Here is a 9979-nt window from a genome sequence, read left to right on the forward strand (position 1 = left end):
TCTGAGGGTAGCGCTGGAAAATCTGGCTGAGCAGGTCCTGGCCCAGATACTGGCTCTGCAACGGTTCTTTTGGTAGCAGCACAAGCAGCTCATCAAAGCGTTCCAGAAACAGCGCATGGCTTTCCTCGGGTACCTGTTCGGCGCTTTCAAGGGCGGCGAGGATGGTGCGCACATGTTCAAGTAGCTGAAAGTTGTAGCGCTGGTAGGGCGTGGTCACGGGTATGTCCTGATGCGGAGGGGTGTGGAGGTATTATACCGCGTTACCGTGCATCTGGCTGGGCCGAGAAGACTACCTGATATTTTTGTCAGTAGCGATGAGTCAGTGGGCTGTGGACAATGTAGAGAAATATAAAAGACCGATAAATCAGGAAGCCTCAAATGACTAGCCACACCTCGACATCGATACCCCTGGCGGTCCTTCGCTGCCCCGATAAGTTTTTTGCTAACTGCTGGAAGGCGCGCGATCCCCAGCGGTCCGAGTTGCCAGGAGAGTTGATTGCACTGGATAGGATAACTGCAGGAAACACCAGGAAAATAAAACAGGTCAGGATGGGACTGCCCAGGCTCCAGTTTATTCAATCAAATACAACGCCGATGCTGGCCCTTGAACAACGAGCGTTAGCTGAAGAAGAGGTTGTATTGCTCACCGAGCTAGGCGCTGGCGTTCCTTGGTTGAACTGCATCCGAAAGATAAATTTCCCCACTGATAGGGTGTTGCTCATCAAAATCCCCGATCACAAAATCATTTACAAGACCCTGCCGGGACGGGAGCTTACCGTCGCGTGGGGTGAGGGCGCAGACTACACCTACAGCGGTAATGACACCGATAAACGACTGTTGTCAGCGCATTACGAAGCGCGAAAGATAGTCGTTCTTTATCAGCTGCCACGTGCGCCACTTAACCAATATCTGCAGGACGTAGTATTGAAGCACACACCCAGCGAAGAGTTTTATTTGGATTACGCTATCATATCACCCTCGACTGCGGATTTGGACTGCTTTGAATCACACATGCAGGGCATCGCTCCGATAGCGGATATATGCGACGATCTGTTATCCCTTGTGACCCAAGGGTTTGCTTTTCCTGAAACCCTTCGTGAAACACCACCGCTAGACGTCGACTGGTTGCCGTGGTTGCTGGTGCCTCCGGGAACTGCGGCCTACGAACACCCTCACTACATCAAAATATTAGGGCTAAGCTCATTTCACTACACCCCATCCATCACTGTGAGCGCCGCCCCCCAGGGGGCTCTTGTCTCAGACGCACCGTCCGTCAGCCCTTTGATCAGCGTTGTTGGGAGTGGGTACGAAAAGCAGCCGCTTGAAATTTTTGCTTCAGGCCCTGTCCAAGTGAACTTCAGAGGTGAGCATGCTGGCAAGATCGATAAGGTCGGTGACATTTATTACTATGTGCCCCCGGCTAACCTGCAGCCTGCCATCAGGTACGAATCGGGCGGTAAGACCACCCAGTCGCCGGCGTTACTTGAATCGCTGACTAAACGGGCGGATGCGGATGTTGTTCAGGTTAGTGCAAATGGTGAAACTGCCTCATCAATGTTTGTTACACTGTATGCACGACAAACGCATTACATAAAGTTGTCATTGGTAAATTCGACAATGAAGCTTGAGCTCTGGTATTTCGATGCTGACCAAGGGCGGGCTATGCAAGTGCCTCAAGCTGAGACGGAGTGGTCGATAATCACCGGAAATGGTTCATTAGACAGTGCGGGTATATTTTTTTCAGCGCCACAACCTACGCCATTCACCGTGATTGCGGGGCGGGATCTAGGCAACCCTAGGCTCCTTTACTGGGCGGTCACAACCATCGCCGTCCCCCTCTATACACCGGCACAATTCGTAGCATTTTTTGATGATTGAACTGCCGTATCGTTAAAGGACAGATGACGCCGACGAGGCCTTGTGTGGCCTCGTCGGCGCTCTGCGGCGGCCGTTTACCGAACCTTGCCCTTAACCCGCTCTAAACTTTCTTTATCGAATGCATCCACATCAATGACCAGGCGTCGATGATGCTCTGCTTCTTGCAGGCGCTGTGCTTGTGCCGGCTGGAGTATACCGGCCCGGATCGCCGCCTCGAGGGGCCCTTCGCCTGCGGCAAGGCGCACCTTACCTTCACGTAATGTTTGCTGCACCTCCCTGGCCTGTGGCGATGTTTCGGCGATGAGGTCGTGGGCCATTTGCAGCGTAGCCACAGGGTCGCCCTCGGCGCTGGGTCTGAAGCATCCTGCCAGCAACTCCTCCAGGGCTGGATCGCCCCTGTGCCGACCAATCAACTCGGCTACCTCGGCATCCAGTTCATCGCTCGGCCGAATGGGAACACCAGCAGACGCAGTGCACAACCCACAAATCGGTTCGGGAAGTTATCGAGCAACCGGTCCAGGGCCTTCTCCGCCTGGCCAAGGCTTTCTTCCATGGCCCAACGTAGCAGCGGTCGCATGTGTTCCTGCGACCCGAGGTCGTGGTAGCGTTTGAGCGCGGCGCTGGACAGGTACAGGTAGCTCAGCACATCGCCCAGACGCGCACTGAGCCGTTCGCGCCGCTTCAGCGCGCCGCCGAGCAGCATCATGGAGAGGTCAGCCAGCATCGCGAACGCGGCAGCCTGACGGTTCAGTGCATGGAAATACCCTTGGCTCAAGGCATCGCCCGGCACCTTCTCAAAACAACTCAGGCCGATGCCGTGGATGAACGTACTGGCCGCATTGCCAGCGGCGAACATGATGTGCTGCATCAACAGGTCGTCGAACTCGCGCAGTGCCTGGTCGTGGTCCTGGCGCCCGGCCAGGGCCATTTCCTTGAGCACGAACGGGTGGCAACGGATGGCGCCCTGACCGAAGATCATCAGGTTGCGCGAGAGGATATTGGCACCCTCGACGGTGATGAAGATCGGCGCCCCCTGCCAGTTCCGGCCCAGGTAGTTGTTCGGGCCCATGATGATGCCCTTGCCACCGTGCACGTCCATGGCGTGCTGGATGCATTCTCGGCCGCGCTCGGTGAGGTGGTACTTGAGAATCGCCGACAGCACCGAGGGCTTTTCGCCCAGGTCCACGGCCTTGGCGGTCAGCAGGCGGGCGCTGTCCATCAGCCAGGCGTTGCCGCCGATGCGCGCCAGGGATTCCTGGATGCCTTCGAAGGCCGCCAGCGGCACATTGAACTGCTCGCGGATATTGGCGTACTGGCCGGTGACCAGGCTGGTGTACTTGGCCGCCCCCGTGCCGACGGCGGGCAGGGAAATCGAGCGGCCCACCGACAGGCAGTTCATCAACATCATCCAGCCCTTGCCGAGCATGGCCTGGCCACCGATCAGGAAGCTCAGTGGCACGAATACGTCCTTGCCGCTGTTGGGGCCGTTCATGAAGGCAGCGCCCAGCGGCAGGTGGCGCTTGCCGATTTCGACGCCGGGGGTGTCGGTAGGGATCAGGGCCAGGCTGATGCCCAGTTCTTCCTGCTCGCCCAGCAAATGGTCCGGGTCGTAGGCCTTGAAGGCCAGGCCCAGCAGGGTCGCCACCGGGCCGAGGGTGATATAGCGCTTTTCCCAGTTCAGGCGCAGGCCGAGGACTTCTTCGCCTTGCCATTGGCCTTTGCAGATGACACCAGTGTCGGGCATGGCGCCAGCGTCGGAGCCGGCCAATGGGCCGGTGAGGGCGAAGCAGGGGATTTCTTCGCCACGGGCCAGGCGCGGCAGGTAGTGGTTGCGTTGCTCATCGGTGCCGTAGTGCAGCAGCAACTCAGCGGGCCCCAGGGAGTTGGGCACCATCACGGTCGAGGCCAGGTCGCCGCTGCGGGTGGCCAGCTTCATCGCCACCTGGGAGTGGGCATAGGCGGAGAAACCTTTACCGCCATATTCCTTGGGGATGATCAGGGCAAAGAAACCGTTCGACTTGATATGCGCCCACGCTTCGGGCGGCAGGTCGAGGTCCTGGCCGATCTGCCAGTCGCTGACCATTGCGCAGAGCGCTTCGGTGGGGCCGTCGATGAAGGCCTGTTCCTCCTCGGTCAGCTTCGGTGCCGGGTAGGCGAGCAGGGTGCGCCAGTCGGGGCGGCCGCTGAACAGCTCGCCGTCCCACCAGACGGTGCCTGCGTCGATCGCTTCGCGCTCGGTTTGCGACATGGGCGGCAGGGTGCGCTGGAACCAGCTGAACACCCGGCCGGTAAATACCCTGCGGCGCCAGTCGGGCAGCGCCACCAGGGCCACCTTGAACGCCAGCACGATCCAGATCAGCGCCAGCAGCCAGCCGGGGGCGTTGCTGAAAATGCTCATCAGCAGGACGTAGGCCGCCACGATGCCGAGAATCTGCAGGGGCGCCAGGCGCCGGTGCGTGAGGTATGCCGCGCCGATCACCAGCACTACCAACCATAACAGCAACATAATCGGTCCTCCTTGGAACCAGGGGAGCTTGAACCGTCCCAGACAGCTTAGACGTAACGCCGTGAACGGCAGGGTCAGAACAGTGACAGGGTATGGCGGTGGGAGTTTCAGGATATTTTCAGCCTGTGCCGGCCTCTTCGCGGGCACGCCCGCTCCCACAGGGATATCACAGAGTTCGAGACGGGTGAGACACCTGTGGGAGCGGGCGCGCCCGCGAAGAGGCCGGTACAGGCGAGAAAACTCTGGAGTAGACTGTGCAGCCCTCCACATTCATAAGGACGTTGCCATGCTGAAGATCTGGGGCCGCAAGAATTCGAGCAATGTGCGCAAGGCGCTGTGGATTGCCCACGAACTGGGCCTGGACTTCGAGTCCATCGACGCCGGCGGCGCTTTCGGCGTGGTCAACGAGCCGCACTACCGCGCGCGCAACCCCAATGGCCTGGTGCCCCTGCTGGAGGACGGCGACCTGGTCCTGTGGGAGTCCAACGCCATCGTCCGTTACCTGTGCGCCGAGTACGGCGCCGAGCAAGGCTGGTACCTGGAAGACCCGCGCCAGCGCGCCCTGGCCGACAAGTGGATGGACTGGACCACCTCGGCCTTGGCAACCCCCTTCCGCCCGCTGTTCTGGGGCCTGCTGCGTACCCCGGAAGACCAGCGCGACTGGGTGGCGATCAACGCTGCGCACAAGCGCTGTGCCGAGCTGCTGGCGATGGCCGATGCTGCCCTGGCCCAGCAGCCGTATCTTTCCGGTGACCAGATCGGCATGGGCGACATCCCACTGGGGTGCTTCGCCTACGCCTGGTTCGAGCTGCCCATCGAGCGCCCGGCCATGCAGCATCTGGAAGCCTGGTACGCACGCCTCAAGGCACGCCCGGCCTACCAGGCTGCGGTGATGACGGCGCTGACCTGAATCGAACACCACGGCTGTTTCGATAGTCACTATCAATACACATGACTGTACTTGTGCGGCCAGGCCTTGCACCATTGGCCGCACTCACTGCGCCAGTGACGTTATCTGGCGTGTCCTGCACCTTATTCTTCGGTAAGTGACCCGCTATGAGTTCTGCCCTGTCCATCCGACAGCTCACCAAAACCTACGGCAACGGCTTCCAGGCCCTCAAGGGCATCGACCTGGACGTTGCCGAAGGTGACTTCTTCGCCTTGCTTGGCCCCAACGGCGCCGGCAAGTCCACCACCATCGGCATCCTGTCCACGCTGGTGAACAAGACCAGCGGCACGGTCAACGTGTTCGGCCATGACCTGGACCGCGAGCCCGCCGCGCTCAAGCGCTGCCTGGGCGTGGTGCCGCAGGAATTCAACTTCAACCAGTTCGAGAAAACCTTCGATATCGTGGTGACCCAGGCCGGCTACTACGGTATCCCGCCCAAACTGGCCAAGGAGCGCGCCGAGCAATACCTGACCCAGCTGGGCCTGTGGGACAAGCGCGACGTGCAGTCGCGTTCGTTGTCTGGTGGCATGAAGCGCCGCCTGATGATTGCCCGCGCGCTGATTCACGAGCCGCGCCTGCTGATCCTGGACGAACCTACCGCCGGGGTGGACATCGAGCTGCGCCGGTCGATGTGGAGCTTTCTCACCGAGCTGAACCAGAAGGGCATCACCATCATCCTCACCACCCATTACCTGGAAGAGGCTGAGCAGCTGTGCCGTAACATCGGCATCATCGACCACGGCACCATCGTCGAGAACACCAGCATGCGCCAGTTGCTGGGCAAGCTGCATGTCGAAACCTTCGTCCTCGACCTCAAGCAGGACCTGGCCACGGCGCCGGTGTTGCAAGGCTACCCTTGCCGGCTGCTGACCCCGCACACGCTGGAAGTGCAGGTGGACAAGGACATCGGCATTACCGCGCTGTTCGGCCAGCTGGCCCTGCAGAACATCGAAGTGCAAAGCCTGCGCAACAAGACCAACCGACTCGAGGAGCTGTTCGTGTCCCTGGTGGAAAAAAACCTGTCGAAGGTGGCCGTATGAGTGTGGAACTGCGTACCAACTGGGTCGCCCTGAACACCATCGTCTACCGTGAAGTGCGGCGTTTTCTGCGCATCTGGCCGCAGACCCTGCTGCCGCCTGCGATCACCATGGTCCTGTACTTCGTGATTTTCGGTAACCTGATCGGCCGGCAGATCGGTGACATGGGTGGTTTCACCTACATGCAGTACATCGTGCCCGGGCTGATCATGATGTCGGTGATCACCAACTCTTATGGCAACGTGGTGTCGAGCTTCTTCGGCAGCAAGTTCCAGCGCTCGATCGAAGAACTGATGGTGTCGCCGGTATCGCCGCACATCATTCTCGTCGGCTATGTGCTGGGCGGCGTGTTGCGTGGCCTGGCGGTGGGGGTGATCGTGACCATCCTGTCGATGTTCTTCACCGACCTGCAGGTGCATCACCTCGGCGTGACCGTGGCCGTGGTGCTGTTGACCGCGACCATTTTCTCGCTGCTGGGCTTCGTCAACGCGGTGTTCGCGCGCAACTTCGATGACATTTCGATCATCCCGACCTTCGTGCTGACGCCACTGACTTACCTGGGTGGGGTGTTCTATTCGATCAACCTGCTGCCGCCATTCTGGCAGACCGTGTCGCTGGCCAACCCGGTGCTGCACATGGTCAACTCGTTCCGCTACGGCATCCTAGGGGTGTCGGATATCAGCATTGGTACGGCCATCACCTTCATGCTGGTGGCCACCGCGGTGCTCTACCTGCTGTGTGTGCGCCTGCTGGTCAGCGGCCGCGGCATGCGCGCCTGAGGCCTTGCACCGGCATTGGCGCCGCCGCCACTGCCGGCCCACCCACCAGCGCCAGTACAGCATGGTGCCGAAGTAGCCAAGGATGCCCAGCACCACGCCGCACACCACCGAGCCGAGCAGGAAGGGTTGCCACAGCGTCGACAGCTGGTCGGTGATCCACTCGAAGGTCAGTTCGTCAGGCAATGTGCGCGGTGGTACCTGCATCAGCCAGGCGCCGGTCATGTAGGTGACGAAGAACACCGGCGGCATGGTCAGTGGGTTGGTCAACCACACCAGGCTGACCGCGATCGGCAGGTTGCCGCGTACCGGAATGGCCAGCGCGGCGGCCAGCAGCATCTGCGCCGGCATCGGGATCAGTGCCGCGAACAGGCCAACGCCCATGGCCCGCGCCACCGAATGGCGGTTCAGGTGCCAGAGGTTCGGGTCGTGCAGCAACTTGCCGAAAAAGCGTAAGGACTTGTGTTCCCGAATACTGGTCGGGTCCGGCATGTAGCGTTTGAAAAGTCGGCGCGGCATGTAGGCTCCCGGAGCGTTGACCCGGGCAGTATGCCCTTATTCCCGCTCAGCCTCGTTCAGAGTTTGTGACAATTGTTGAGCAAGCCGTGCCGGCAATTGGGCTATGCCTCAGAAGGTGATTTCGCTTCTGGAGCTCTACCTCATGCGCACAGGGATGTTGGCGCTTGTGCTCGGGCTGCTGTGCCTGGGCTTTCTTCCTGCATTGCCACCGGACGGGTGGTTGTGGGTGCTGGCGGCTTGCGCTGGCGTCTGCCTGTTCAGCCGCGGGTGGCCATTGGGCTGTTTTCTGTTGGGGCTGTGCTGGGCCAGCTGGTCTGCCCACCAGGCCCTGGATGACCGGCTGGCGGCCGCTTTGGATGGCCGCACCTTGTGGCTGGAGGGGCGGGTGGTCGGCTTGCCGGCGCGGACTGCGCACGGTGTGCGTTTCGAGCTGGAGGCCGCCCTTTCGCGCCGTGCCGAATTGCCACAACGCCTGCAAGTCAGCTGGTTCGACGGGCCGCCGGTACGGGCCGGCGAGCAGTGGCGGCTGGCGGTGACCTTGCAGCGCCCGGCCGGGTTGTTGAACCCGCATGGGCCGGACCGTGAAGCGCAGTTGCTGGCCCGGCGGGTCGGCGCTACCGGTACGGTGAAGGCGGGGCAACTGCTGGCGCCGGCCAGCTATGGGTGGCGGGACTCGCTGCGCCAGCGCTTGCTGGCGGTCGATGCCAACGGCCGGCAGGCCGCGCTGGTGGCCCTGGTGCTCGGCGACGGGGCCGGCCTGGCGCGGGAAGATTGGCAGACGTTGCAGGCCACCGGCACGGTGCACTTGTTGGTCATTTCCGGCCAGCACATTGGCCTGGTTGCCGGTTTGCTCTATGGCCTGGTCGCCGGGTTGGCCCGCTGGGGGCTGTGGCCCGCACGGCTGCCGTGGCTGCCCTCGGCCTGCGCGCTGGCCATGGGTGCGGCACTGGCCTACGGCTGGCTGGCCGGCGCGGGGGTGCCGGTACAGCGTGCCTGCCTGATGCTGGCCGTGGTGTTGCTCTGGCGGCTGCGTTTTCGGCACCTGGGGGCGTTCCTGCCATTGTTGCTGGCGCTGGTGGTCGTGTTGCTGGTCGAGCCGCTGGCGGCGCTGCTTCCGGGCTTCTGGCTGTCGTTCGGCGCCGTGGCCACGCTGGTGTTTTGCTTCAGCGCCCGCCTGGGGGCATGGCGGCCATGGCAGGCCTGGACGCGGGCGCAGTGGGTGATTGCCATCGGTTTGTTGCCGGTGCTGCTGGCCGTGGGCTTGCCGGTGAGCCTGAGTGCGCCGCTGGCCAACCTGGTGGCGGTGCCATGGGTGAGCCTGGCGGTACTGCCGTTGGCCTTGCTGGGTACCTTGTTGTTGCCGTTGGGTGGGGCTGGGGAGGCCTTGTTGTGGCTGGCAGGTGGCTTGCTGGATGTGCTGTTTCGGGTGCTGGCGCTGGTTGCGCAGCAACGCCCGGCATGGGTGCCGGCAGCCCTGCCGCTATGGGCCTGGCTGCTGGTCTGCCTGGGGGCTTTGCTGGTGCTGCTGCCCCGTGGCGTGCCGCTGAGAGGGTTGGGCGGGGTGATGCTGTTGGCCCTCTGGGTGCCGCGCGAGCCGGTGCCTTTCGGGCAGGTGGAGGTCTGGCAACTGGACGTCGGCCAAGGCTTGGCGGTGCTGTTGCGCACCCGGCATCACAATCTGCTGTATGACGCCGGGCCGGCGAGGGGCGACAGCGACCTGGGGGAGCGGGTGGTGTTGCCGACCTTGCGCAAGTTGGGGGTGAGTCACCTGGACGTGATGCTGATCAGCCATGCCCACGCCGATCATGCCGGCGGTGCTGGGGCGATACAGCGGGGTTTGCCGGTCGAGCGGGTTATCGGTGGGGAAGCGCTGGATGATGTTCAGTTGCAACCCTGTGCCAGTGGCGAGCAATGGGAATGGGATGGTGTGCGCTTCTCGCTGTGGCGCTGGGCGCAAGGGCGCAGCAGTAATGACCGCTCCTGTGTGTTGCTGGTCGAGGCGCAGGGCGAGCGGTTGTTGCTGGCCGGCGACATGGAGGCAGGGGCGGAGCGTGCCTGGCTGGCGGCAACCGACGCGCCACGCATCGACTGGCTGCAGTCGCCGCACCATGGCAGCCGCAGTTCTTCCAGCGAGGGGTTCATGCGTGCCACGGCGCCGCGTGGGGTGCTGATATCGCGGGGGCGCAACAATAGTTTTGGGCACCCGCATGCGCAGGTGGTGGAGCGGTACCGGCGGCATGGGGTGGTGGTGCATGACACGGCGGTGGAGGGGGCTTTGCGGTTGGTGCTGGGTGGGTGGGGGGAGGTTGAGGGT

Annotated in this window: 6 protein-coding genes and 2 pseudogenes; 5 read left to right on the plus strand and 3 right to left on the minus strand. The window is 62.2% G+C overall.

All coding sequences use genetic code 11. From position 1 onward, the window contains the following. Positions 1 to 217: PA2817 family protein (locus APH30_RS24085; RefSeq protein ID WP_305728798.1), on the minus strand; the 217-nt coding region annotated here is incomplete at its 3' end. Positions 218 to 378: 161 nt separating this feature from the next. Between APH30_RS24085 and APH30_RS24090 the strand changes: the two genes are divergently transcribed. Then, positions 379 to 1878: a hypothetical protein gene (locus tag APH30_RS24090; protein WP_054913967.1), complete on the plus strand. Its 1500-nt coding sequence runs from the start codon at positions 379 to 381 to the stop codon at positions 1876 to 1878. Between the two features lie 74 nt (positions 1879 to 1952). Here APH30_RS24090 and APH30_RS24095 read toward each other — a convergent pair. Continuing rightward, positions 1953 to 4384 (minus strand): annotated as a pseudogene (locus APH30_RS24095) (acyl-CoA dehydrogenase). 286 nt (positions 4385 to 4670) lie between these two features. On the opposite strand from APH30_RS24095, the gene APH30_RS24100 reads away from it, so the two are divergent. The 3 genes from APH30_RS24100 (at position 4671) to APH30_RS24110 (ending at position 7149) form a co-directional block, all read left to right on the plus strand. Further along, positions 4671 to 5294 carry a glutathione S-transferase gene (locus APH30_RS24100; RefSeq protein ID WP_054913968.1) on the plus strand — a complete coding sequence of 208 codons (624 nt, stop codon included), beginning with the start codon at positions 4671 to 4673 and terminating at the stop codon, positions 5292 to 5294. 146 nt (positions 5295 to 5440) lie between these two features. After that, a complete protein-coding gene (locus APH30_RS24105) occupies positions 5441 to 6373 on the plus strand; it encodes an ABC transporter ATP-binding protein (RefSeq protein ID WP_009681882.1) in 933 nt (310 codons plus the stop codon). Further along, on the plus strand, positions 6370 to 7149 hold the full coding sequence (locus APH30_RS24110; protein ID WP_009681883.1) for an ABC transporter permease: 780 nt from the start codon (positions 6370 to 6372) through the stop codon (positions 7147 to 7149). Before APH30_RS24105 ends, APH30_RS24110 begins: the two co-directional genes overlap by 4 nt. A gap of 9 nt (positions 7150 to 7158) precedes the next feature. Here APH30_RS24110 and APH30_RS24115 read toward each other — a convergent pair. Continuing rightward, a pseudogene (locus APH30_RS24115) lies at positions 7159 to 7665 on the minus strand (DUF2062 domain-containing protein); the annotation flags it as partial. A 142-nt stretch (positions 7666 to 7807) separates the two neighbouring features. Here APH30_RS24115 and APH30_RS24120 point away from each other — a divergent pair. Further along, positions 7808 to 9979 (plus strand): DNA internalization-related competence protein ComEC/Rec2 (locus APH30_RS24120; protein ID WP_054913969.1); only part of this gene is annotated, 2172 nt, incomplete at its 3' end.

The sequence above is a fragment of the Pseudomonas sp. NBRC 111127 genome (genome assembly GCF_001320345.1).
Taxonomy (GTDB): domain Bacteria; phylum Pseudomonadota; class Gammaproteobacteria; order Pseudomonadales; family Pseudomonadaceae; genus Aquipseudomonas; species Aquipseudomonas juntendi.